Source organism: Amycolatopsis sp. NPDC059657, from assembly GCF_042734395.1.
Classification (GTDB): Bacteria; Actinomycetota; Actinomycetes; order Mycobacteriales; family Pseudonocardiaceae; genus Amycolatopsis.
This window is the reverse complement of the sequence record NZ_JBHWEB010000001.1, coordinates 109,501-133,430: the sequence shown is the minus strand read 5'-3', so window position 1 is coordinate 133,430 and position 23,930 is coordinate 109,501. Positions and strand designations below refer to the sequence as shown.

Annotated in this window: 22 protein-coding genes; 13 read left to right on the top strand and 9 right to left on the bottom strand. The window is 68.5% G+C overall.

Annotated features, from left to right (window positions below; all coding sequences use genetic code 11):
* Nucleotides 1-14 precede the first annotated feature (14 nt).
* Nucleotides 15-1,178, top strand: coding sequence for an ROK family protein (locus ACFV15_RS00635; protein WP_378347999.1), 1,164 nt, complete (start codon nt 15-17; stop codon nt 1,176-1,178).
* Nucleotides 1,179-1,240: 62 nt separating this feature from the next.
* Nucleotides 1,241-2,884, top strand: coding sequence for an endo-1,4-beta-xylanase (locus ACFV15_RS00630; protein ID WP_378347998.1), 1,644 nt, complete (start codon nt 1,241-1,243; stop codon nt 2,882-2,884).
* A 42-nt stretch (nt 2,885-2,926) separates the two neighbouring features.
* Here ACFV15_RS00630 and ACFV15_RS00625 read toward each other — a convergent pair whose 3' ends face one another.
* A complete protein-coding gene (locus tag ACFV15_RS00625) occupies nt 2,927-3,643 on the bottom strand; it encodes a chitinase (RefSeq protein WP_378347997.1) in 717 nt (238 codons plus the stop codon).
* A gap of 328 nt (nt 3,644-3,971) precedes the next feature.
* On the opposite strand from ACFV15_RS00625, the gene ACFV15_RS00620 reads away from it, so the two are divergent.
* Nucleotides 3,972-4,385 carry an RlpA-like double-psi beta-barrel domain-containing protein gene (locus tag ACFV15_RS00620; protein ID WP_378347996.1) on the top strand — a complete coding sequence of 138 codons (414 nt, stop codon included), beginning with the start codon at nt 3,972-3,974 and terminating at the stop codon, nt 4,383-4,385.
* A 61-nt stretch (nt 4,386-4,446) separates the two neighbouring features.
* Here the strand turns inward: ACFV15_RS00620 and ACFV15_RS00615 are convergent, their stop codons facing one another.
* The 3 genes from ACFV15_RS00615 to ACFV15_RS00605 are packed head-to-tail and all read right to left on the bottom strand — an operon-like array spanning nt 4,447 to nt 5,262.
* On the bottom strand, nt 4,447-4,749 hold the full coding sequence (locus tag ACFV15_RS00615; RefSeq protein WP_378347995.1) for a hypothetical protein: 303 nt from the start codon (nt 4,747-4,749) through the stop codon (nt 4,447-4,449).
* A gap of 25 nt (nt 4,750-4,774) precedes the next feature.
* Nucleotides 4,775-4,993: a hypothetical protein gene (locus tag ACFV15_RS00610; protein ID WP_378347994.1), complete on the bottom strand. Its 219-nt coding sequence runs from the start codon at nt 4,991-4,993 to the stop codon at nt 4,775-4,777.
* A complete protein-coding gene (locus ACFV15_RS00605) occupies nt 4,990-5,262 on the bottom strand; it encodes a hypothetical protein (protein WP_378347993.1) in 273 nt (90 codons plus the stop codon). Before ACFV15_RS00605 ends, ACFV15_RS00610 begins: the two co-directional genes overlap by 4 nt.
* Nucleotides 5,263-5,451: 189 nt before the next feature.
* Here ACFV15_RS00605 and ACFV15_RS00600 point away from each other — a divergent pair, with 189 nt between their 5' ends.
* From ACFV15_RS00600 to ACFV15_RS00570, 7 genes are all read left to right on the top strand, one after another.
* Complete coding sequence (locus ACFV15_RS00600) at nt 5,452-5,889, top strand: XRE family transcriptional regulator (RefSeq protein ID WP_378347992.1); 438 nt, start codon at nt 5,452-5,454, stop codon at nt 5,887-5,889.
* Between the two features lie 99 nt (nt 5,890-5,988).
* A complete protein-coding gene (locus tag ACFV15_RS00595) occupies nt 5,989-6,417 on the top strand; it encodes a hypothetical protein (protein ID WP_378347991.1) in 429 nt (142 codons plus the stop codon).
* Nucleotides 6,414-7,559, top strand: a complete 1,146-nt coding sequence (locus tag ACFV15_RS00590; protein ID WP_378347990.1) for an MAB_1171c family putative transporter — start codon at nt 6,414-6,416, stop codon at nt 7,557-7,559. Before ACFV15_RS00595 ends, ACFV15_RS00590 begins: the two co-directional genes overlap by 4 nt.
* A gap of 63 nt (nt 7,560-7,622) precedes the next feature.
* The gene (locus ACFV15_RS00585; RefSeq protein ID WP_378347989.1) at nt 7,623-10,397 is read left to right on the top strand and encodes an AIR synthase-related protein; all 2,775 of its coding nucleotides are present in this window, start codon (nt 7,623-7,625) and stop codon (nt 10,395-10,397) included.
* Complete coding sequence (locus ACFV15_RS00580) at nt 10,394-11,068, top strand: phosphoribosylformylglycinamidine synthase subunit PurQ (RefSeq protein ID WP_378347988.1); 675 nt, start codon at nt 10,394-10,396, stop codon at nt 11,066-11,068. Before ACFV15_RS00585 ends, ACFV15_RS00580 begins: the two co-directional genes overlap by 4 nt.
* 62 nt (nt 11,069-11,130) lie before the next feature.
* Nucleotides 11,131-13,107, top strand: a complete 1,977-nt coding sequence (locus ACFV15_RS00575; RefSeq protein WP_378347987.1) for a S9 family peptidase — start codon at nt 11,131-11,133, stop codon at nt 13,105-13,107.
* A gap of 192 nt (nt 13,108-13,299) precedes the next feature.
* Nucleotides 13,300-13,743, top strand: a complete 444-nt coding sequence (locus tag ACFV15_RS00570) for a hypothetical protein (protein WP_378347986.1) — start codon at nt 13,300-13,302, stop codon at nt 13,741-13,743.
* Here ACFV15_RS00570 and ACFV15_RS00565 read toward each other — a convergent pair.
* Nucleotides 13,699-14,598: a LysR family transcriptional regulator gene (locus ACFV15_RS00565; protein ID WP_378347985.1), complete on the bottom strand. Its 900-nt coding sequence runs from the start codon at nt 14,596-14,598 to the stop codon at nt 13,699-13,701. The two genes, ACFV15_RS00570 and ACFV15_RS00565, sit on opposite strands and share 45 nt — an antisense overlap.
* A 95-nt stretch (nt 14,599-14,693) precedes the next feature.
* Between ACFV15_RS00565 and ACFV15_RS00560 the strand changes: the two genes are divergently transcribed.
* The gene (locus tag ACFV15_RS00560; RefSeq protein WP_378347984.1) at nt 14,694-15,407 is read left to right on the top strand and encodes an SDR family oxidoreductase; all 714 of its coding nucleotides are present in this window, start codon (nt 14,694-14,696) and stop codon (nt 15,405-15,407) included.
* 3 nt (nt 15,408-15,410) lie between these two features.
* Here ACFV15_RS00560 and ACFV15_RS00555 read toward each other — a convergent pair whose 3' ends face one another.
* Nucleotides 15,411-15,824, bottom strand: coding sequence for a PGPGW domain-containing protein (locus ACFV15_RS00555; protein WP_378347983.1), 414 nt, complete (start codon nt 15,822-15,824; stop codon nt 15,411-15,413).
* A gap of 50 nt (nt 15,825-15,874) precedes the next feature.
* On the bottom strand, nt 15,875-17,173 hold the full coding sequence (locus ACFV15_RS00550; RefSeq protein ID WP_378347982.1) for a PP2C family protein-serine/threonine phosphatase: 1,299 nt from the start codon (nt 17,171-17,173) through the stop codon (nt 15,875-15,877).
* Between the two features lie 142 nt (nt 17,174-17,315).
* Between ACFV15_RS00550 and ACFV15_RS00545 the strand changes: the two genes are divergently transcribed.
* The gene (locus tag ACFV15_RS00545; protein WP_378347981.1) at nt 17,316-21,935 is read left to right on the top strand and encodes a HAMP domain-containing protein; all 4,620 of its coding nucleotides are present in this window, start codon (nt 17,316-17,318) and stop codon (nt 21,933-21,935) included.
* Nucleotides 21,936-22,285: 350 nt separating this feature from the next.
* Here the strand turns inward: ACFV15_RS00545 and ACFV15_RS00540 are convergent, their stop codons facing one another.
* Nucleotides 22,286-23,056, bottom strand: a complete 771-nt coding sequence (locus tag ACFV15_RS00540) for an SDR family oxidoreductase (RefSeq protein WP_378347980.1) — start codon at nt 23,054-23,056, stop codon at nt 22,286-22,288.
* A gap of 85 nt (nt 23,057-23,141) precedes the next feature.
* On the opposite strand from ACFV15_RS00540, the gene ACFV15_RS00535 reads away from it, so the two are divergent.
* A complete protein-coding gene (locus tag ACFV15_RS00535; protein ID WP_378347979.1) occupies nt 23,142-23,537 on the top strand; it encodes a winged helix-turn-helix transcriptional regulator in 396 nt (131 codons plus the stop codon).
* A 15-nt stretch (nt 23,538-23,552) separates the two neighbouring features.
* Here the strand turns inward: ACFV15_RS00535 and ACFV15_RS00530 are convergent, their stop codons facing one another.
* Nucleotides 23,553-23,903, bottom strand: coding sequence for an STAS domain-containing protein (locus tag ACFV15_RS00530; RefSeq protein ID WP_378347978.1), 351 nt, complete (start codon nt 23,901-23,903; stop codon nt 23,553-23,555).
* Between the last annotated feature and the right edge of the window lie 27 nt (nt 23,904-23,930).

The following is a 23,930-nucleotide window of genomic DNA, read 5'->3' as shown; positions in this document are numbered from 1 at the left end:
CTAGACTTCGGGTCATGCTCAACGGGACGGTGACCGGCTCACTGGTCAAGGAGTTGAACCTGCAGGCCGTCTACCTGGCGGTCCGGCAGCTCCACCCGGTGTCCCGCGCCCAGCTCGCCCGCGAGCTCGGCACCTCGAAGCCGACGACCGGCCGTTCCATCGAAGCGCTGCTCGCGGCGGGGCTGATCCGGCAGGCCCCGCCGCCTCCTGCCGAAACCGGCTACGGCGCGGTGTTCTTCGAGCCGTGCCCGGACGCGGCCACCGTGCTCGGCCTCGACATCGGCAGCCGGTTCCTCCGCGGCGTGCTGACCGACCTGGCGGGTGAGGAACTCGCCAGGCTCGACCTGCCGCTGAATCACTGCGACCGCAACGAAGTGGTCGCCAAATCCGTCGAACTGCGGGACCGGCTCGCCGCGCGGGCGGGCGTCATGACCATCACCGCGGCGACGGCCGGGGTCGGCGGCGTGGTCGACCCGCAGACCGGCACGATCCGGGTCGCCAACCAGCCTGACCTCAACGGATTCGCCGCGGCCGCCGACCTCGGCGCGGCGCTCGGCATGCCCGTCACCGTCGAGAACGACGTCAACCTCGCGGCCGTCGGCGAGGGAAGGTCCGGCGCCGGTGAAGGCGTCGAGGACTTCGCCTTCCTCGAAGTCGGCAGCGGTGTCGGCGCCGGGCTCGTCCTTTCCGGACGGTTGCGGCGCGGGCACAACGGGGCCGCGGGCGAAATAGACTTCGTCCGCCCCGGCTGGGAATTCGACCCGCACAGCCCGGCGGCCGACGCGTTCCTCGCGCACGCCGAGCGGCGGCTGACCCAGGTGATGGACAGCAGCCTGCGCGGCCCGCTCACCGCCGAAGCCGTGATGGACGCCGCCCGTGCGGGCGACCGCCTGGCCAACTCGCTGGTCAAACTGGAAGCCGAGCGCATCGCCAAGTACGCCGCGCAGCTGACCAGGGTCGCCGATCTCGAGCTGATCGTGCTCGGCGGCGGCCTCGGCACGAACGGCGACCTGCTGCTCGAACCCGTGCGCGCCGGGCTCGCCGCGCTGACCCCGTACCCACCGCGAGTCGAGGTCTCGCGGCTCGGGATGGCGGCCACGCTCACCGGCGCGGTGGTGCTCGGCCTGCACGGGGTACTGCAGAACCTGGTACCCAACCGGCTGGCTGTCGCTGGGTAAAGCAGGGCAACACATCGGTCGTGCGATACGCCGCTTCGCACCTAGTTGTTCGTGGAGGGCTCATGACCTTGTTCCGTGCTGCCGCGGTATTCGCGGCGGTGCTGGTGGCTGGAACCGCCGTCCCAGCCAGCGGCACCGCCGCCGTCTCCGCCGATCTGCTGAGCGGCCACAACTGGTCGCGGTTCGCGGGTGCGCAACCGACAGCGGCCGGGGTGGTGATCACCCCGCTCGACCGCTGGATCACCGAAACCGCCGGCAAACGCCTGCAGCCCAATCCCCCGGTCAACCTGGCCGGGCCCAGGCTCGACGTCAGCGGCGACTTCCAGGTCGATGCCGTGTTGTCCGGAGTGGACAGTAAGGCGGCCTATTTCCAGCTCTACGGCAAGGTTCCCGTCATCTACGACGAATGGCGCCAGGAGCCGCCGAGCGTGCGCGCCGGCATCGTCGGCGGCAAGCTCGAAATCGCGGTCTGGGACGGCAAGTCCGACAAGGCCGTCGAGACCAAGACCTTCGGCTCCGGCCTGTCCGGCACCGTCGCGCTCTCGATCCGCCGTGGCGGCGGCACCGTGAAGGTCTTCGTCGCGGGCAAGCAACTCGGTTCGGTCTCCGAGCACGGCGTGTTCAACTCGGGCACGGTGTGGTTCGGCGCCGACGCCGCGGTCGGCGGCGGCTGGACACTCGGCTCGCTGACCGCGTCGGGCTCCGCGAAGGTGGTCGACGCGCCGTCGTGGAAGCAGCCACAGTCGAATTCTTCCTTACGCACCAAAGCATCGGGCATGTCACGCCCAGTCGGCATCGGCACCGCCGTCGCGAGTGGACCGCTGGTCGCCGACGACGCCTACCGCGCCATCGCAGGCCGCGAGTTCAACGCCCTGACCCCGGAAAACGACATGAAGCCCCAGTTCGTCCAGCCACGACGCGGCGTGTTCGCGTTCGCCGAGGCCGACATGCTGGTGGACTTCGCGCGCGCCAACGACATGGCCGTGCACGCGCACACCCTGGTCTGGTTCGAGGCGCTGCCGGCCTGGATACGCTCGGCCTCGGACAAGAAGACCGTGATGCTGGACCACATCAAGGCGGTCGCGGGCCATTTCAAGGGCAAGGTCGCCGAATGGGACGTCGTCAACGAGCCCATCAACGAGGACAACTCCGACGGCCTCGAGCACAACCTCTGGCACCAGGCCATGGGCGCCGACTACATCCCCCAGGCCTTCCGCGCGGCCCGCGCCGCCGACCCCGACGCGGTGCTCTACCTGAACGAGTACGGCGCCGAGCAGGACGGTGGCCGCTGGGATTCCCTGTACAAACTGGTCAAGAAACTGCGCGCGGACGGCGTGCCCATCGACGGCGTCGGCCTCCAGAACCACGAATACGAAAAGGGCGACCGCACCCCGCCGGAGACCTTCCGCAAGCACGTCCGCGCACTGGCGGCGCTGGGACTGAAGGTCCGCATCTCGGAGATGGACGTGGTCTCTGGCGGCGACACCACCATGCAGGCCAAGGAGTTCGCAGGCAAACTCGCGGTCTGCCGGGACGAGCCGAACTGCACGACCTTCGGAGCGTGGGGCTTCACCGACCGCTACGGCTCCACGGCTGACGCGGGCAAATACCCCGTCGGCCCCGGCGACGCCCTCCCCTGGGATGCAAGTCTGAAGCCCAAGAAAGCAGTCACCTCACTGCTCGCCGAACTGCACCAGGCCTCGTGAGTGGTATGGCCGGTTAGAACCGGCCATACCACTCACGACAACTCAGCAGTAGAGGTTGCCGCCGGGGTCGACGCCGAGGATCTTGGTGAAGTTGCGGTACGCGCTGACGCGGGCCTCCACCTGGTCCTTGCGCTTGCCGTCGCACTCCAGCGCGCCGTTGATGCTGCGGATCGTCTGGCCGAAGCCCTTGTTCTGCACCATCGCGTCGTGCGGCTTCATGCCGCCTGCGCCGGACTGGGTGTTCCAGAACCACAGGCCGGTCTTCCAGGAGATGGCCGCGTCCGTCGCCACCAGATCAGGCTTCTTCAGCAGGTCGACGCCGAAACTGTCACCGGCGGCCTTGTAGTTGTAGTTCCAGCTCAGCTGGATCGGGCCGCGGCCGTAGTACTGGTCCTTGCCAGCCGGGCAGCCGCCTGCCGCGCCGGGGTCGCAGTAGTGCGCGTAGTTCGCGGTGTTGTACTCCCTGACCGCCTTCAGCCCGTCGCTCTCGTGGTTGACGTTCGCCAGGAACGCGGCCGCTTCCCGCTTCTTGGTGTCGTCGTTGCCCTCGTTGGCGAACTTCCCGAACGACTTCATGCCCGCGACCAGACCTTCGTAGGTGTAGAAGCCGTTCCTGTTCGGGAACATCTTGTTGAACTGGTCCTTGTTCACCACGAAGGCCTCTTCGCCCGAAGTCGACGCCGAAGCCAGCGGCGCCGCGATCATCGTGCCCGCTGCCACGAACGCGGCCAGTACAGTCAGCACCCGTTTAACCGACATTGCGAATACTCCTCATGAAATGGGATTCGACCAATTCGCGATGGGCCCGCTCCCGCCGCCGATCTTGGCCGATTTCGAAGCTAGCAACGTCGCCGCGACGGCCGCAAGAAGCTCGACAGTCATCCACACAATCGTGGGGTTTAGGTCGAACGTAGAACCTTTTCCGCACGTCAGACGTGCCACGAAGCGCACATCACGTCTACCGAGCGGTAGAGGTTCGCACTGTCACCCTGACGAGTGGGTGACCTTTCGAGCCGCCGCGAACCCATGCCAAGGTCGAATTTCCGAAGCTCTTTTCAACATTCATTCGGGAAATCAGGAGAATGCCGTGATCGGTAGAATTGCGTCCACAATGGTCTTCGTCGCACTGGCCGGATTGACCGCGACCGGGGTGAGCGCGGCCGACACGCCACCCAAGGGCCAGAACTGCTGGGCCACCCACTACGGCGTGATGCCCGCGGGTGCGCGCACCGCGAACGGCGACTTCTACGACGGGAACAGGGACGCGGCCGCGACCTCACTCAGCCGGAACCCGCAGCTGCCGTTCGGCACCAAGGTGAAGGTCACCAACGTCAAGACCAAGAAGTCGCTGACCGTGGTCATCAACGACCGGGGCACCTACGCCTGGACGAAGGAAGTCCCGAAGTGCCTCGACCTCACCGACGGCGCCTTCCAGCGACTCGGCGGCAAGATCAACCCGGATGACGGCCACATCGTCGTCAAGGAACAGATAGTCAAGTAAGCCAACGAAAAAGGGTGGGTGCCGTCCTCCGCGGACGGCACTCACCCTTTACTCATTCACCTCAGCGCGTGCAGCTGAGCACAACGCTTCCGGCGTAGTAACCAGGACCGAGCCGCGTGGAGTCGCTCCAGGTCACCGCGCACTGCGCCGGCGAGAACTGCGCGGCGGCCGCGAAACCCAGCGTGGTCTTGGTCGCCTTCTGGATCGCCTCCTTCGGCGAGTTCTCGTACGCCGTCCAGTTGAACGTCCGCGTTTCCTTCACCGCGACGGAAGCCGAGGCAGGCGACGCCAGCACCACCGGGCCCACACCGGCCACGGCGGCGAACAACGCGCAGGCCGCAGCCCGCTTGACAATGTTCTTCACTTTCTTTTCCCCTCTCGAAACAACATCAGGAACAGACCCGGATCGTGTCCCCGCGATAGCGCGGCTCAAGCCGCTCATCCCCTGTCGGTCCCTCGTAGACATACGGACCGCTGGCGCTCAGCGCGTGCGAGTACGTGTAGTTGACGTACACGCACCCAGCCGGGCTCGCCGAAGCGGACCCGACCGAGAAAAACCCGGCAACGACGGCAAGCGCGGCGACCGTCACCGCTTCCCTGAACTTCACTTGACGCACTCGATCCGCGCGAAACCCTGGTACCACTGCGGTTCCGACGGTTTCACCGCCGTCGTGGTGATCGTGCACTGCGCCTCCTGGTACCCACCGGTCGCCGCGTTGCGGAAAGCGCCGACGACGGCCCGGTTGAGCGCTTCCGAGGCGCTGTTTCCCACGCCAGTCCCGGTGAAGTACTCACCACCCGCCGCACTGGCCGCGGCTGGCAGTACCAGGCAGACCCCGGTGGCGGCGAACGCCACCACACAGAACAGCTTCCTCATCGACACTCCCCTGTTCCCTCGAGTGAAGACCCCCTCCGGCCCCACTGACGCCAGCCTCGATGAGTGAAGGTCGGCCAGACATTCACCTCAGCTGACGTCCGAAGCATGGCCGACAACCCTGGCGACTGTCAACTGAGGCGAACCGGAGTAAGCTGGTCATACACCTGAGCTCACGAAAGAGGCCAGCGGATGGACCAGGAGCCGGGAGCGGGACAGCTCGCCGAGCGGATCGACCACCTGTTCAGCGTCGTGCGCCGCCCCAACGGCGAGCAGCACAGTCACGAGGAGGTCGCCAAGGCCTGCCGGGAGGCGACCGGCGAATCCTTCTCCGCGACCTATCTATGGCAGCTGCGTACCGGCAGACGGGACAATCCCACCAAACGCCATCTGGAGGCGCTGGCCGCGTTCTTCCAGGTCCCGCCCGCGTATTTCTTCGATGACGAGCAAGGCGACAAGATCGCCCAGGAACTCGAACTGCTCGGCGCGCTGCGCAACAACGCGGTCCGTCAAGTCGCTCTGCGTGCCGTCACGCTTTCGGAAGAAGGTCTTGGCACGATAAACGACATCATCGATACTATTCAACGGAGGGAAGCGCAGCGGGGGATGTCCAGCGACAGCACCGGCTGAAGGGCTTAGCAGGGGAGGAAAGTGCTGTCCTCGCGAAGTGCACTGTGGAAACGGTGCGAGGGAATCGTCGCGTCGGTAGAAATACCTACGCCATTCGAGATGACCGGTTTCCTCGAAACGCTGGCGCGACGGCGCGGACGACGTATCGAATTGGTCCCGATGGCAACGAATTCGAGCGCGCCATGCGGTGTGCTCGCGGCCACCGATCAAGCCGATTACGTCTTCTACACCACCGAAACCAGCGCACTGCACCAAGAACATATCTTGCTGCATGAAATCGGCCATTTACTCTGCGGGCACGCCGGTTCGCCCGAACTCGACGCCGCGGTGCCGGCGGCGCTCATGCCGAACCTCTCCCCCGAGCTCATCCGCCGGGTGCTGGGCCGCACCACCTACGCCGAAGAGCAGGAACGCGAAGCCGAGCTGGTCGCGTCCCTGATCATGCGCCAGGTTCGCCGCGAGACGCCCACCACGCACGCGGGCGGCCTCGGTGCGCTCGAAGCCGCGTTCGGCGGCAGGCGCCGGTGACCCATTACGTCGTCAGCGGGGCCATCCTGCTCGTCGTCGCCTACAAGCTGTTCGCCAACCGCGGTCGCGAGCTGACTCCTGTCCTCGAGTACCTGCTGCTGTTCTTCACGAGCCTCGCCATCGGCATCGTGTTCGTCGCGCCGCCGACGACGAACCTGATCATGCGGTTCGAGCCGTTCCCGCTGACCTCGCGCCTGCTCGGCAACGCGTTCCAGCTGCTCGCCGTGCATTTCCTGGTCCGGCTCGCCGGGTCGACCCGCACGCCGGAACCCCGCAGCGGCTTCCGCTACCTGGTCGCGGCCTGGCTGACGATGACCGTCCTGCTGGCCACGACCAGGTTCGACACCGGCGACGGCGGGTTCACCAAGGCCAACGCGGTCCGGCCGTCGCTCGTCGGCTACCAGCTGGTCCTCTACCTCTACGGCGCCGGCTGCCTGGTCGTGTTCGCCAGGATGATCAACCGCTACGCCGCCGAATGCCCGCCGGGCCCGTTCCGCATCGGGCTGCGCACGGTGGCGGCGGGCGCGGTGTGGACGATCGGCTGGGCCACCTGGGCCTGCCTGCCGTCACTGTGGATCCTGCTGACCGGGCTGAGCCGCGAGACGTTCATGGCGGTCAACCTGAACCTCGCCTGGCTGACCGTCGCGCTGTGGATCGTGGGCGCGATGCTCGCGACCTGGAGTGAGCAGTTGATCCGCTTGCACCGCCGGATCAGCGCGATCCGCCGCTACCGCGCGATGGCGCCGCTGTGGTCGGCGCTGTTCGCCGCGCAGCCCGGCATCGCGCTCACCGGCATGCCCCGCGACCCCGAATTCGCGCTCTACCGGCGGATCATCGAGATCCGCGACGGTGTGCTCGTGCTCCGCCGCCACATCCCGCCGCAAGTGACCGAGTGGGTGCGCGCCCCGCAGAGCCCGGCGACGCTCGAGGCCGCGTCGCTCGCCGCCGCGCTGATCGCCAAGGAGGCCGGGCACAGCTGGCCCGCGGCCCCGCACGTGCGGGGCCTCCGAGTCGACGCCAGCATCGAGTCGGAGACCGAGTGGCTCACCGAGGTCGCGAGGGCATTCGCGACCTCGCCGGTGGTGGCGGAGGTGCGAGAGCACACCACGACCAGGTACGGGTCGCACCCCACGGCTGCGTGAGCGTCATCACTGCTGCACAATCCACCGTGAAACGCCCGCCCTGACCGCCCTAGAGGGGGACGAGTGATCCACAAGTTTTCGGTGCGCACGGCCGGTGCCGCGGAGCCCGATGTGGAGCGTGCCGGGCGTGACCTGGGCCTGCCGGATCTGGAGATCTGGCACGACTACTACATCCAGTTCGCCACCGAGCCCGGCGCCGAGGGCATCGCCGCCGTCTGCGACGCGCTGCACGGGCCCATCGGCAAGGTGACCGTCGCGGACGTCGCGCTCGCCGACGGCGAGGTCCAGGTGGCCTACCGCCGCGGTGTCGTCGACAACGAGAGCGACTCGCTCGTCGCGATGTGCGCCGCGCTCGGCCTCGACGCGGTCGCGGGCAAGATGGCGACCAGCTACAAGTCGTCCTCGCCGAAGCTGGCCGAGATCATCAGGGCCACCCGCTTCAACCAGACGATCGAAGAACTGCACGAGACCGAGCCGCGCTACGAGACGCTCATGCCCAGCGGGCATTACGAGCCCGCGCGGTACTACGACCTCACCAAGCTCAGCGACGAAGAGCTGGCCGAACTCGGCAAGGCCGAGGGCCGCAACCTCTCGCTCGCGCAGATGAAGCACATCCGGGGCATTCAGGAGCAGCTCGGCACCGAATCGGTCACCGACGTGCTGTTCGAGGCGCTCGACGCCCGGTGGAGCGACCACTGCGCGCACACCACCTGGAAGTCGCTCGGCAGCCTGCTCGGCCGTCTGGTCGCGGCGTCGAAGGACACCCAGAACCCCAACATCCTCAGCATGTTCCACGACAACGCCGGTGTCTGGGACTTCTATGAGGACCACGCGATCGCCGTCAAGGCGGAGACGCACAACGGCCCGTCGGCCATCTCGGCCTACTTCGGCCAGCTGACCAAGCTCGGCGGCGTGCTGCGCGACATCCTCGGCACCGGGCTGGTCGCCGACCCGATCGGCTCGTTCGAGTACACCGCGCTCGGTGTCCCGGAGACGCCCGCGCCGATCGCCGGGCGTCCCGCGCCGCGCCAGATCGCCTCGGACACCATCCGCGCGATCAAGGAGTACGGCAACACCTTCGGCGTGCCGATGACCTACTCGCACATGACCTTCCACCCGGCGTACCGGGCGAAGCCGTTCGCGCTCGGCGGCAGCATCGGCATCATGCCGACCTCGGCCGCGCAGCCGGGCACCCCGCAGCCGGGTGACCTGGTGGTCCTCATCGGCGGCCTGACCGGCAACGAGGGCATGCACGGCGCGTCCGCGAGTTCCGCCGGCAGCACCATGGACGTCACCTCGGTGCAGATCGGCGCCCCGCTGGAGCAGGTCAAGTTCCGCAAGGCACTGGTCGACCTGCGTGACGCCGGCTGCCTGCGCGCGCTGACCGACGTCGGCGGCGCCGGGCTCAACAGCGCGGTCGGCGAGATCGGCGACCCGGGCGGCGTGTGGATCAACACCGCGCTCGTGCCGCTGAAGACGTCGGCACTGCCGATGTGGCGGATCCTGCTTTCCGAGTCGCAGGAACGGATGCTGCTCGCGATCCCGCCTTCGGAGTACGCCGCGGCGTCGCGGATCCTCAAGCGGCACCAGGTGCGCACGACCGCGATCGGGCGGTTCACCGACACCGGCCGGTACACCGTGTTCCACCAGCCCGCGCTGACCGAGGCGGACGTGCTGGCGCAGGCCGAGCCCGGCGAGTTCGGCGAGCTCGGCTTCGACGTGCCGTACGAGATGCTCGACTTCGACATCCCCCGCATCGAAACCGGGCCTGTCCCGACCATCACCACGCCCGCGCCGTCGTGGCCGTCGATGGCGGTCGACGAGATCGGCAAGCTGCTGGAGCAGGTCGTCGCCGACGCCGAGGTCGCTTCGCAGCACTACGCGGACTCGCAGTACGACAGCACGGTGCAGGGCAACACCTTCTACGGCCCGCAGTACGGCGGCGAGCACCGGGTGTCCACCGGCTACTGGGCGGGAACGCCGGTCGACGGCTCGCGCGCGGCGGCCGTGCTCTCGACCGCCTTCAACCCGTGGCTGTTCGACGTGCACCCGGTCGACGCGCTGCGCCAGATGTTCGTCGACGTGGTCGCCGGGCAGGTGCTCGCGGGCGTCGCGCTCAACGACATCTGCCTGACCGACAACTTCTACACCCCGCACCTGGCCGAGAACTGGCAGGAATGGCTGGTCGGCATGGTCGACGAGCTGGCGCTGCTGGTCCGGCACTTCGGCGTCCCGGTCATCTCCGGCAAGGACTCGTCGGCCGGCTCGACCGCCACCGACGAAGGCGTGGTCAGCGTGCCGCCCGCGGTGTTCCTCACCGCGCTGGGCAAGGCACCGGACGCCGCCGAACTGACGCCCGAGCAGTGGACCGGCGCGGGCAGTGTGCTCGCGCTGATCGGCCCGAGGACCCCGTCGCCGGTCGCGACCGTCGCCGGCCGACTGCTCGGTGTCTCCGAAGGGCCGCTGGACAGTGTCGACTTGTCCACTGTGGACGCTTACCTCGCGGCGCTCGCCGCCAGCCGGGGCGGCTTCCGCAGTGCTACGCGGATCGGGCCGGGTGGCGTCGCCGCCGGGCTGGTCAAGGGCGCGCTCGCGAGCGGGCTCGGCGTCGAGCTGAACCCCGAAGCGGCACAGGCGGAGCTGCTCTTCGCCGAGCACCGCGCCGGCGCTCTCGTCGAACTCGACGAGGCCACGCTCGCTTCGCTGCCCGAAGCACTGAACGCCGTCGTGCTCGGACGGCTGGTCGACGAGACCGGCGTCCGCGTGGCAGGCACCGAATTGCTCACCCCGGCCGTCGCCGACCGCTGGACAGGTTCCTTTACTGCGAGGATCGCGTGAAACCGACCGTCAACGTCCTGTACCTGCCCGGCACGAACTGCCAGGACGAAACCCTGCGCGCGTTCCGCGACGTCGGCGCCGAGCCGAGGCTGCGGTTCGTCGCGGACGTGCTCGACGGCTCCGAGCGGCTCGACGACGCCGACATCCTGTGCATCCCGGGCGGCTTCTCGTTCGGTGACCACCTGGGTGGCGGCTCGGTCGCGTCGCTGCTGCTGAAGACCCGGCTCGCCGACCAGTTCAAGGCCTGCCTGACCCGGCCGGTTTTGGGGATCTGCAACGGTTTCCAGATCGCGCTCCGCGCAGGCTGCTTCGGCGAGGGCGTGGCGTTGAAGGTCAACGCGGCAGGCACCTTCCGCAACGAGCCGCACGCGCGGCACGTGGTCGAGCCCGGCAACGAGAGCCCGTGGCTGACCGGCCTCAGTGGACAGACGCTGGCCTTCCCGTTCGCGCACGGCGAGGGCCGCTTCAGCCACCTCGACGAGGCGACCTCCGCGTGGCGACCGGCGCTGCGTTATGCCGACGGGTCCGAATTGGACGGTTCGCAGGGCGGCATCGCGGGCATCACCAGCGCCGACGGCCTGGCGTTCGGGCTGATGAACCACCCCGAGCGCGCGATGGACGACGAGATCCGGTTGGCCTTCTTCGAAAACGGTGTTCGCGCCGCTGCGTAACGGAGCCGTTCACCGCAACGGACGCCTGGTACGTATCGGTCCGGCACTGGTAAGAAGAGTCGGTGATCTTCTCTGATCTCGACGCTTTCATCACCCATCCCCGGATCAACGGGCTGACGCTGTCCTCAGACGGCACCAGGCTCGTGGTGGCGGTGTCGACGCCGAACAGCAAGAAGTCCCGCTACACCACGGCTTTGTGGTCGCTCGATCCCGAGGGGCTCGGCTCGGCCAAACGGCTGACGCGCAGCGCCGAAGGCGAGTCCGGCGCCGCGTTCACGCCGAGCGGTGACCTGCTGTTCGTGTCGTCGCGCCCGAACCCGGAGGGCGAAAAGTCCGGAACGGCACTCTGGTGCCAGCCCGCGGACGGTGGCGACGCCCGGGTGCTCGTCGCTCTATCGGGTGACACGCGGGGCGTGGTCGTCGCCGCCGACGGGACGATCGTGTTCGGCTCGGACCTGCACCCGTCGGCCGTGGATCCCGATCATGACAAGGAAATCCGCAAACAGCGCGCCGACGGCGGCGTCACCGCGATCCTGCACGAGGAGTTCCCGGTCCGTTACTGGGATCATGATCTCGGGCCGGAGTCCACGCGCCTGTTCGTGCTGTCCGGCGACGAGCCCCGTGACCTCACCGGGCATGTGGGGCGGGCGTTGAGCACGAGCGGTGGCTGGGACATCAGCCGGGACGGCCGCACGATCGTCGCCGTGTGGATCGTCGCCGAACCGGCGGGCTCGCAACGGTCCACTCTCGTCGCCATCGACGTCGCGACCGGCGAACGCCGTGTGCTCGCCGAAGATCCCGAGCACGAATACGACTCACCCCGCATCTCCCCCGACGGCACCGGTGTCGCGTTCGGCGTCGAACGCCGCTTCACCCCGGAGGAACCGGGCGACCGCTGGCTCGGCGTGCTGCCACTGGACGGCGGCGAGATCCGCGCACTGACTCTGGAGTGGGACCGCTGGCCGCATTCGGCCGTCTGGACGCCGGACGGCTCGGCGCTGGTGGCCGTCGCGGACGACAACGGCAGGGCCCCGCTGTGGCGCATCGACGTGGCGACCGGCGAGCACACCCGGCTGACCCACGACGACGCGGCGTACACCAACGTCCACATCGGACACAACGGCTGGGCGTACGCGTTGCGCGCGGCCATCGACAGCCCGCCTGCCCCGGTCAGGGTCGCGCTGGACGGCTCGAAGATCGAACTGCTGCCGAGCCCGGTCGAACCGGTCGCGGTACCCGGCAGGCTCGAGGAGGTCGTCACCACCGCCGAGGACGGCACCCGGATCCGCTCCTGGCTCGCACTCCCCCACGACGCCGGCTCGGAGAAACCGGCGCCGCTCGTGCTGCAAGTACACGGCGGCCCGGTGCTTTCGCAGAACACGTGGTCGTGGCGCGCCAACCCGTGGCCGTTGGTGGAACGAGGTTTCGCGGTCCTGCTCCCGGATTTCGCACTGTCGACCGGCTACGGCCTCGACTTCATCCGGCGAGGCTGGGGCCAATGGAACGGCGCCCCGTACACGGACCTGATGACCTTCACCGACGTCGCGTGCGCCCGCCCCGACATCGACGGCGACCGCACGGCCGCGATGGGCGGATCATTCGGCGGCTACATGGCCAACTGGATCGCCGGCCACACCGACCGCTTCGACGCGATCGTCGCCCACGCCTCGATCTGGCGCCTCCACGACTCGGCCGAGACCGGCGACATCCCCTGGTTCTTCCACCGCGAGATGACCCCGGAGACGGCCGACGCCCAGTCACCCCACCATTCCGCCGACGCCATCACCACCCCCATGCTCATCATCCACGGCGACAAGGACTACCGAGTCCCCATCACCGAAGCCACCCGCCTCTGGTGGGACCTCTCGTCCCGCACCAAGGCCGACACCACCACCCCGCACAAGTTCCTCTACTTCCCCGACGAAGGCCACTGGATCCTCGCCCCTCACCACGCCAAGCTCTGGTACGCCACCGTCCTCGCCTTCCTGTCCCACCACGTCCTCGACACCCCCTGGACCCGCCCCGCCCTCCTCGGCTAGCCCACGCGTACCCGAAGAGTCGCCACGCGTACCTGACGAGTCGGCACACGTACCGACTCTCTGGGTACGCGTGCCGACCGCTCGGGTACGCGTGCCGACCGCTCGGGTACGTGAATGCCATGCGCGGTAGGCATGGGTTCGATGCGGGATCGGCCTTGGACGGCATGGGCTGGCGGGGCCGATGCTGGCGTCATGACAGAGATGAAGTCAGGATTGCCGCCGGAGCCGCTGGCGGGCGTGATCGTCGGGCGGGGTTTCGAGGATTGGCCGACCGACCTGGTCCAGGAATTCCGGGACAACCAGTACAACGGCATTGTCGGCGGGCGGTTGCTGGACGAGAGTCCGTGGGCTCGGGTGTGGGATATCCGGCTCGAACCAGGGGAACGGTTGCCCGCGCATCGCCACGTGCTCGACTACTCGTGGACCGCGCTCACCCATGGCCGCAGCCGTCAGCACACACATGACGGAACCACGCGCGAGGTGACCTACCGGGCGGGCGACAGCTTGAGTTTCACCTTCGCCGAGGACGAGTTCCTGTTGCATGACTTGGAAAACATCGGGGACGGCACGCTCGCGTTCGTGACCGTCGAGCTACTCGGGGACCGGGCGCCGCAGGTGCGGCGGGACCACCGCTGACAGGCGGGCGACCAGCTCGATGAAGGCGGCGGTGACCGGGTCGGGGCGGTGGCGGGTGAAGGCCGCGATCGGGCGCCGGACCGCCGGTGTGGGAAAGACGACGTTCACCGGGTCGGACGGGGCCAGGATGTTCGCGGGCACCAGCGCCGGCCCGAGCCCGGCCGCCGCGAGCCGGGGAGCGGCGCTGGTCTGCGCGGTGCGCACGGCGACGCGGGCGGTGAAGCCTGCCGCCGCGCAGGCCTGGTCGACCACCGCCGCGAGACCGTTGACCGGGTCGTAGTGCACCCAGCGCCGGTCCGCGAGCTCGCTCAGCGCGAGGCCGTCCGGCGCCGCCTCGCCCGCGGGCAGCACGACCACGAACTCCTCGATGCCGAGGTCGCGGATCGGACCGGCCCAGTCGTCGGGCCGGGGGCCGACGGCGACGTCCGCGAAGCCGTCGCGGACCGACTCCTCCAGCTCGTCGCGGTGGGCGAACTCGGTCAGGCGCAGCTCGACCTGCGGATGGGCGCGCTGCCATTCGTGCACCGCGGGCAGCAACGCACCCAGCGTCAGCGACTGGACGACCGCGACGTGCAGCTCGCCCGTCAGCAGCCCGGCCGCGCGCCGCCCGACCTCGCGCACGCGTCGCGCGTCGGCCAGCGTCGCGCGCGCGACCGGCAGCACCGCGCGGCCGACCGGCGTCAGCACGACCTGGCGTGGCAACCGCTCCAGCAACGGCGCGCCGACGATCCGCTCGAGCTCGCGGACGCTGCGGGACAGCGCGGGCTGCGTCACCAGCAACTCCGTGGCCGCGGCGGTGAACGTGCCGTGGTCGACCACCGCGACGAAGCATTCCAGCTGCCTGACCGTAACCATGCTCTCAGCGTATACATCCCAGCGGAAACAGGCATTGGACGCATGGCTTCCGAGCCTCGAAGCTGGATTCACACCATCACCGAAGGAGTTCAGCAATGACCAGTGCATCCCGCCTCGAAGGCAGCCGCGTCGTCGTGATCGGCGCCGGTTCGGGAATGGGGCGCGACATCGCCCTGTCCGTCGCGAAGGCAGGTGCGACTGTCGTACTGGCCGGACGCGATCCGCGCAGGCTCGAATGGACCGCGGGCGAGATCGGCGACGGAACCGAAACCATCGCGGTCGACCTGGCCGACGAGGACTCGATCGCCGCGCTGGCGGCCAAAGCGGGCCAGGTCGATCACCTGATCAGCACCGCGGGCGCCGCGGCCAACGGCCCGCTCGCCGAGCTCACCAAGCAGGCCATCGACACCGCGTTCGCCGCCAAGGTCACCGGCCCGATCCTGCTGGCCAAGCATTTCGACGTCACCGGCTCGATGCTCTTCTTCTCCGGCGTGATCGCCTGGCGGCCCGCTCCGCAAAGGACGGTCATGGCCACCACCAACGGCGCGCTGGCTCACCTCGTGCAGGCGCTGGCCGTCGAACTCGCCCCCGTGCGCGTCAACGCCATCTCCCCCGGCATCGTCGACTCCGGCGCCTGGGACGGCATGGGCGAGGGCAAGGCCGCGTTCCTCGACTCGGTGGCCGCCAAGAACCCGGCACGCCGCGTCGGCACGACCGAAGACCTCACCGAAGCCGCACTCTTCGCGCTCACCAACCGGTTCACCACCGGCACGGTGCTGCACGTGGACGGCGGCGGCCGCCTCGCCTGAGTCTCAGACCGAAGCGCGGCGCGCACGGACGCGGCGGTAGCTCCAGATCAGCAGCGCGAACAGGATGATCGAGGAGATGATCAGGCTCGATCCGGTGCTCCACCCGGGAAACGGCAGCCACGGGAACGCGCGCAGACCCCAGAGGATCCCGGCGGCGAGCAGGGCCAGCCCGGCGAGCACCGAACCCGCGATGCGCAACGGCGACGAGACGCTGTCCTCGGCGGCCTTCATCGCGCGTTCCTGCACGGGGTCGACGAAGCGTTCCAGCGCCGGGAACTCGGCGGCGAGGATGAGGAGGCCAGCGAGCACCAGCAACAGGCCGGGGCCGGGCAGTACGAGCAGGACCACACCGACGATCACCAGCAGACCGCCTGCCACCGTCAACGCCACCCGCTTGACGGGATTGACCGCTGCCACCAGATCCTCCTCGTAGTCACGCCGAGAACCCGATCATGGCACGAAACCGGTCATTTCCCCGTGATGCACTGGATGGCCAGCAGGGCGATGTCGTCATGATCGGCGTCACCCAGCCACTGCTGGACGGATACGCGGACCTGTTCGACAGTAGCTGGCGCGTCATACCCGCCGCAGTCCGAGAGCGCCTTGCGCAGGCGTTCCTGGCCGTAGAGCTCGGTGCGGTCGGCGAACCCGCGTGCCTCGGTGATGCCGTCGGTGAAGAACAGACAGAGGTCGCCTTCGGCCAGGTCGACGGTGCATTCGGCGAACTTGGCCTGCGGTGAGATGCCGACGAGCATGCCGGCCAGCACGGGTTCCTCGACCTCGCCGGAGCCGCGCAGCACCAGTGGCGGCGGATGGCCGCCGGTGGCGATGGTCAGCCGGACGCCGCCCGCGTGTTCCATGATCGAACCGACGATCAGGGTGGCGAACCGGCTGCTCCCGGCGTTCAGCATGGTCTGGTTCAGCAGGCTGAGCAGCCGGTCGCCGCTGCGTTCGACCAGCTGCAACGCGGCCAGCGCGTGCCGCACGCGGCCGGTCAGCGCGGCGGCGGCAGGCCCGTTGCCGCAGACGTCGCCCAGCACGAACATCGCGCTGCCGTCGGAGCGCGGGTGCACGTCGTAGAAGTCGCCGCCGACACCGAGCGGCCCGTCGCCCGGTTCGTACCAGACGGCCATCTCGGTGCCGTTGACCTGGGGCAATTCGGGCGGGCGCAAGGTCGTCTGCAAGCCGTGCGCGGCGTCCTTCCACCGCTCGTGCTTGCGGGCCCCGGCCAGCGTCGACGCGGCGCGCTGCGCGAACGCGGTCGACGCGTGCGCCTGCCGGTCGCCGAAGACGTCTTCGTCCTCCCAGCGCCCGAAGACCAGCGCGCCGGGGATGCCGTGCTCGTCCTGGGCGAGCGAGACCACGGACAGCCGGGCGCAGCGCGCGAGCGAACCCGCGAACGCCGGCGGCAGTGCCTTGATCTCGGTCTGCGGGAGCTCGGCCGCGGCGATGCCGGAAGTACTGGTGACGGCCCGCGCCAGGGTGGAGGCGAACTCGACGGGCACCTTGCGGACCCGGCCGTGTTCCACCGGGCGGCCACGCTCCTGGCGCCACCATTCCCAGCGGCCACGGGTGGTGGGCAGCACGAGCAGCGCGACATCGCCGAGCGGCCCGACGGCGAGTTCCGCGATCAGGCGGGCGGCTCGCTCACGGTCGAGCATGCCGATCAGCCTGGCTCCGACGTCGGCGAGGTAGCCCTCGACGGAAGGGCCGCGCGCCGCCGGGCTGAGCCCGGCCTCGCGTCCGGTCACCGGCCCTGCTGCCATCTCGAAGTTACCTCCTGCCCCAGCGTAGCGGACCGACCACGGTGCGCTGTGGCCTCGTTGGCAGGCTGTGTCGAAGCATAGAGCGAATCATGGGAGGCTGAACAACGACCATGCGACCCTCGGCAAGGTGGAAAGAGCGAGCATGACCACACACGCTGAACCGGCAGCCGACGAGCGCGCGCTCGAACGCCTGCTTTCCGCTGCTCACGAGCTGCGCGACGGGAACTTCCGGCGCCGGATCGTCCCGCAGGGCGGCGGTGTCACCGCCCGACTGGCCGAGGCGATCAACGAGATCGCGGAGCGCAACCAGCTTCTCGTCAGCGAGCTACAGCGTGTGCGGACCACCGTCGGCCAAGAGGGCAGGCTCGACGAGCGCGTCTCCACCGAGATCGGCCCCGGCGGCTGGGCCATCGCCATCGACGAGGTCAACGGCCTCATCCAGGACGTCACCAGGCCGACGAAGGAGCTCAACCGGGTCATCGGCGCGGTCGCCGCAGGCGACCTCTCGCGGCCGATGGAGCTGGAACTCGACGGCAGGCAGCTGCACGGCGAGTTCGCCGAGCTGGGTCATCGCGTCAACGGCCTGCTCGACCAGCTCTCGCTGTTCGCCACCGAGGTCACCAGGGTGTCGAGGGAGATCGCCACCGAGGGACGGCTCGGCGGCCAGGCGCAGGTGCCCGGCGTCACCGGCACCTGGCGCGATCTCACCGACTCGGTCAACTACATGGCCGACAACCTGACCGAACAGGTCCGCAACATCGCACAGGTGACCACCGCCGTGGCGCGGGGCGACCTTTCGCAGAAGATCAACGTCGACGCGCGCGGCGAGATCCTCGAACTCAAGAACACCCTCAACACCATGGTCGACCAGCTCTCCGCCTTCGCGGACGAAGTCACCCGGGTGGCCCGCGAAGTGGGTAGCGAGGGCAAGCTCGGCGGCCAGGCGGAGGTACCCGGCGCGGCGGGCCGCTGGCGTGACCTGACCGACAACGTGAACCTGATGGCCGACAACCTCACCGACCAGGTCCGCAACATCGCCCAGGTGGCGACCGCGGTGGCCGAGGGTGACCTGTCGCAGAAGATCAACGTGGACGCCAAGGGCGAGATCCTCGAGCTCAAGACCACGCTCAACACCATGGTCGACCAGCTCTCCGCCTTCGCGGGTGAGGTCACCCGTGTGGCGAGGGAAGTCGGTACCGAAGGCAAGCTCGGCGGCCAGGCGCAGGTGCCGGGCGTCGCGGGCACGTGGCGTGGCCTGACCGACAACGTGAACTCGATGGCCGACAACCTGACCAGCCAGGTCCGCAACATCGCCCAGGTGACCACCGCGGTCGCGCGGGGCGACCTGACCCAGAAGATCACGGTCGACGCGCGCGGCGAGATCCTCGAACTCAAGACGACCATGAACACGATGGTCGACCAGCTCTCGTCCTTCGCGGACGAGGTCACCCGGGTGGCCCGCGAGGTGGGCACGGAAGGTCAGCTCGGCGGGCAGGCGCAGGTGCCGGGAGTCGCGGGCACGTGGCGCGACCTCACCGGGTCCGTGAACTTCATGGCGAACAACCTGACCGCGCAGGTCCGCAACATCGCCCAGGTGGCGACCGCGGTGGCGAAGGGCGACCTGTCGCAGAAGATCGCCGTGGACGCGCGCGGCGAGATCCTCGAACTCAAGAACACCCTCAACACGATGGTCGACCAGCTCTCCGCCTTCGCGGGTGAGGTCACCCGTGTGGCGAGGGAAGTGGGCAGTGAGGGCAAGCTCGGCGGCCAGGTCGAGGTGCCGGGCGTCGCGGGCACGTGGCGCGACCTCACCGACTCGGTGAACTTCATGGCCGACAACCTCACCAGCCAGGTCCGCAGCATCGCCCAGGTGACCACCGCGGTGGCGAAGGGCGACCTGACGCAGAAGATCAACGTCGACGCGCGCGGCGAGATCCTCGAACTCAAGAACACGATCAACACCATGGTCGACCAGCTCTCCGCCTTCGCGGACGAAGTCACCCGAGTCGCCCGCGAGGTCGGCACGGAAGGCAAGCTGGGCGGCCAGGCACAGGTGCGCGGCGTCGCGGGTTCGTGGAAGGACCTGACCGACAACGTGAACGTCATGGCCGACAACCTGACCGGCCAGGTCCGCAGCATCGCCGCCGTGGCGACCGCGGTCGCCGGCGGTGACCTCGGCAAGAAGATCACCGTGGACGCGAAGGGCGAGATCGCCGCGCTCGCCGAGACGATCAACGGCATGGTCCAGACGCTGCGCGCGTTCGCCGACGAGGTCACGCGTGTGGCACGCGAGGTCGGTACCGAAGGCATCCTGGGTGGCCAGGCGCGGGTGCCGAACGTGGCCGGCACGTGGAAGGACCTGACCGACAACGTCAACTTCATGGCGGACAACCTGACCAGCCAGGTCCGCAACATCGCGACCGTCACCACCGCGGTCGCCAGCGGTGACCTCACGAAGAAGATCGACGTCGACGCGCGCGGCGAGATCCTCGAACTCAAGACGACGATCAACACGATGGTCGACCAGCTCTCCGCGTTCGCCGCGGAGGTCACCCGAGTCGCCCGCGAGGTCGGCACGGAAGGCACGCTGGGCGGCCAGGCCGAGGTCGAAGGCGTGTCGGGCACCTGGAAGCGGCTCACCGAGAACGTGAACCAGCTGGCTGGCAACCTGACCGCGCAGGTCCGCGCGATCGCGGTGGTCGCGACGGCGGTGACCGCGGGCGACCTGACCAGGCAGATCACCGTGGAGGCGTCCGGTGAGCTCGCGGAGCTCAAGGACAACATCAACCAGATGATCGCCAACCTGAAGGAGACCACGCGGACCAACCGCGAGCAGGACTGGCTCAAGACCAACCTGGCCAGGATCTCCGGTCTCATGCAGGGGCACCGCGACCTGGCGACGATGACGTCGCGCGTACTCAGCGAGCTGGCGCCGCTGATCGGCGCGCAGCAGGCGGCGTTCTTCCTGACCAGGGAAAACGAAGCCGGGCAGCCGGTACTCGACCGCATCGCGGGCTACGGGCTGCCGGACTCCTCCGAGCAGATGCGGTTCAACTTCGGGCAGTCGCTCGTCGGGCAGGCCGCGGTCGACCAGCGCACGATCCTGATGCGCAACGCGCCTGCCGGTTACACGCGGATCTCGTCGGGGCTCGGCTCGGCGTCGCCGGTGAACCTGATCGTGCTGTCCGTGCTGTTCCAAGGCGAAGTGCTCGGCGTGGTGGAACTGGCCTCGGTCAACGAGTTCAGCGACGTGCACCTGGATCTCCTCGAACAGCTCAAGGAGACCATCGGCATCAACGTCAACACCATCCAGACCAGTTCCCAGACCGAGGAACTGCTCACCGAGTCCCAGCGCCTGGCACAGGAACTGCGGGCACGCACCGAGCAACTCCAGGCACAGCAAGGGGAACTGCAGAGCTCCAACATCGAGCTCGCCGAGAAGGCCGCGCTGCTGGCGCAGCAGAACGCCGACATCGAGATCAAGAACACCGAGATCGAGCAGGCACGCCAGGAACTCGAAGAGCGCGCGCGGCAGCTGACCATGGCTTCGGCGTACAAGTCGGAGTTCATGGCGAACATGTCGCACGAGCTGCGCACGCCACTGAACAGCGCGCTGATCCTCGCGAAGCTGCTCGCCGACAACCTCGAAGGCAACCTCACCGAGAAGCAGATCCAGTTCGCCAAGACGATCTACTCGGCGGGCAGTGACCTGCAGCAGCTGATCAACGACATCCTGGATCTCGCGAAGGTCGAGTCCGGCCACGTCGACCTGCAGGTGTCCGACGTGACGCTGCCCGAGGTCGTCGACTACGTGGAATCGCTGTGCCGCCCGCTCACCCAGGACAAGGGCCTGGAGTTCGCGGTGGTCATCGACCCGCCGGTGCCGAGCAGCCTGCACACCGACGAGCACCGGCTGCAGCAGGTGCTGCGCAACCTGCTGTCCAACGCGGCGAAGTTCACCGACGAAGGCAGTGTCCGCCTGCACATCCGGATGGCCGATCCGTCCGAAGTGGACAAAGAGAGCCTGCGCGCGGCGCCCGGCGTGCTGGCGTTCGCGGTCGAGGACACCGGCATCGGCATCCCCGCCGACAAGCTGGCGATCATCTTCGAGGCGTTCCGCCAGGCCGACGGCACGACCAGCCGCAAGTACGGCGGCACCGGCCTCGGCCTGTCGATCAGCCTCCAGCTGACCGAGCTGCTCGGCGGCGAACTCCGCGTCCACAGCGAGCCGGGCCAGGGCAGCACGTTCACCCTGTACCTCCCGGTCGACCCGGCGCACTGGGTGATCCCGTCGAAGCCACGCGCCACGATGCCCGCGATCGCGCCGGACACGCTGCCCGCGGTGTCGGCGACACTGCCCCGTTTCCACGGCGAGAAGGTGCTCATCGTCGACGACGACCTGCGCAACGTCTTCGCCCTGGCCGCTGTCCTGGAGCAGCACGGGCTCACGGTCGTCTACGCGGACACGGGCGTCGCGGGGATCCGGGTGCTGGAGCAGCAGGAGGACACCGCGCTGGTGCTGATGGACGTGATGATGCCGGAACTGGACGGCAACGCGACCATCTCCGCCATCCGGGAGACGGCCGCGCACGCCGACCTCCCGGTCATCGCGGTGACCGCCAAGGCGACCGAGGAGGACCGCGCCAGGACACTGGCTTCGGGAGCCGACGAGTACGTCACCAAGCCCGTCGACACGGACCTCCTGCTCAACCTGATCGCCGTCCACCTCGAAGCCGACGCCACCCCGTCGCTGAAGAACTAAAGGCTCGTGAGCGTTGCGGGCGGAGCGGATGAGGGCCTAGTTCACCACGCCGAGCGTTGTGAAGGCTCCCTTCACAACCCGAACTTCAGGGGGCTCGGCAAAGTCGGATACGCGAAACCCGAGTTCAGGCAGTCCAATGGCCCAAACTCGGGTTTCGCGAAGATCACCCTTCGCCCGGGTACCCGCAAACGTCCACAAAGGAACCTTGTCGGCTCTTTTTGTCCCGCGTTGTCGCTTTTGCGCAGGAACGAACGGGGCATATGTGTCACTCAGCGTTGCATAAGTGGCGTCTGTGCGCTCAGTCGGCGCGAGGTGGGCGACTTGCCGGGACATGCAACGCTCACGCCCCCTTAACCGGCGAAGATGCGGGCCAAGCCGTCAAGTTGCTGCTCGAGCACGTCCAGCCCGCCATCGAGCCGGATGACCTGGCCCGTCGCCGCGCCGAAGCCGTCATCGGCCACCAGCGCGATCGCACGCCCGATGTCCGACGGCTCCAGCACCCGCCCGGCGATCGAACGCTCGCTGAGGTAGTCCGTTGCCGCGGCGGGAAAAACGGCCGCGGTCGCGTCGGTGCGCACGGGACCGGGCGCGACCGTGTTGACCGTGATCCCGTGGCGGGCCGCGTCCGCGGCGACGTGACGGCTGAAGGTGTTCAGCGCGGCCTTCGCGGTCGAGTGCGCGATGACGCTGCCGACCTTGTCCGCGGCGGTACTCGACACGTAGACGATGCGCCCCGCACCGCGCGACCGCATCAGCTCGAGCACCTGCTGGGTCAGGAAGTACACCCCGGCCAGCTCGCCGTTGACCTTCGCCGCGAAGTCCTCCCACGGCAGCACGGCCAACGGCGCGAACGGCGGGTTGGCCGTGTTCGCGTTGCACACCAGCACATCCACGCGTCCGCCCGCGCGTGAGACCAGTTCGGCGACCTGCGCCGGATCTCGCACATCGGCTTGGACGGCTTCGGCCGAACCGCCGGCGGCCGCGATGTCCTTGACGACGAGTTCGGCGGCGGCCGCGTCGCGGTGGTAGTTGACGAGGACGTGGTGACCGCGCTGGCCGAGTTCACGGGCGGTGGCCGCGCCGATGCCGCGTCCGGCTCCACTGACGATGGCGATCTTCATGGGTTTCTCCTTTGGTTTCAAGGAGTCCGACGCTAGCCATCGGGCTTACCTTTCGTAAGTACATACTGATTGGTAAGCTCCTGACATGCGTGACGGCTCGCTGATCAGCGACGGTGACCCCGCCCCGGTGGGTGACGTGTTCAACAAAGAGTGCCCGGGACGCATGATCGTCGAGCACATCACCGGCCGGTGGTCGACGCTGATCATCGCGGCGCTCAAACCCGGACCGCTGCGGTTCTTCGAGTTGCGCGACAAGATCGACGGTGTCAGCGAGAAGATGCTTTCCCAGAAGCTCCGGCTGCTGGTGCGCGACGGCCTGATCGACCGCACGGTCGAGCCGTCCGTCCCGCCCAAGGTGAGCTACGAGCTCAGCGAACTCGGGCGCGGGGTTTCGCGGCCGCTGGACGGCCTGGTGCGCTGGATCGCGGCCAACGGGCACGCGGTGCTCGCCGCCCAAGCCCGCCACGACAAAGACTCGTGAGCAAGCCGGTCGTCCTTACTGCGCGGGGTTGTGTGCGTCCCGCGACACGATGTCGAGCAGCTGGTCCAGCCCGGCGGCGGTGAGCGCGCGCTGCACGGCGCGCTCCTCGACCACGATGCTCACGGCCACGCCCTGCTCCTGGCCGCTCTGGTGGGCCTGGATCAGCGCGGACATGCCTGACGAGGACAGGAACGAGACCCCGGCGAGGTCGACCAGCACGGTCATCGGCGGTCTGGCATCGTCCAGCGCCGTGCGCAGCGCGGTCTCCAGCTCGGGGGTGGAAATGAGGTCGATCTCGCCTCGGGCGATCACTTTGGTGACCGTTTCATCCGGCTCGACGGTGACCTCGAACAACTCAGCAACCACAGGCGTCTCCGTTTCAGGGCGTACGGC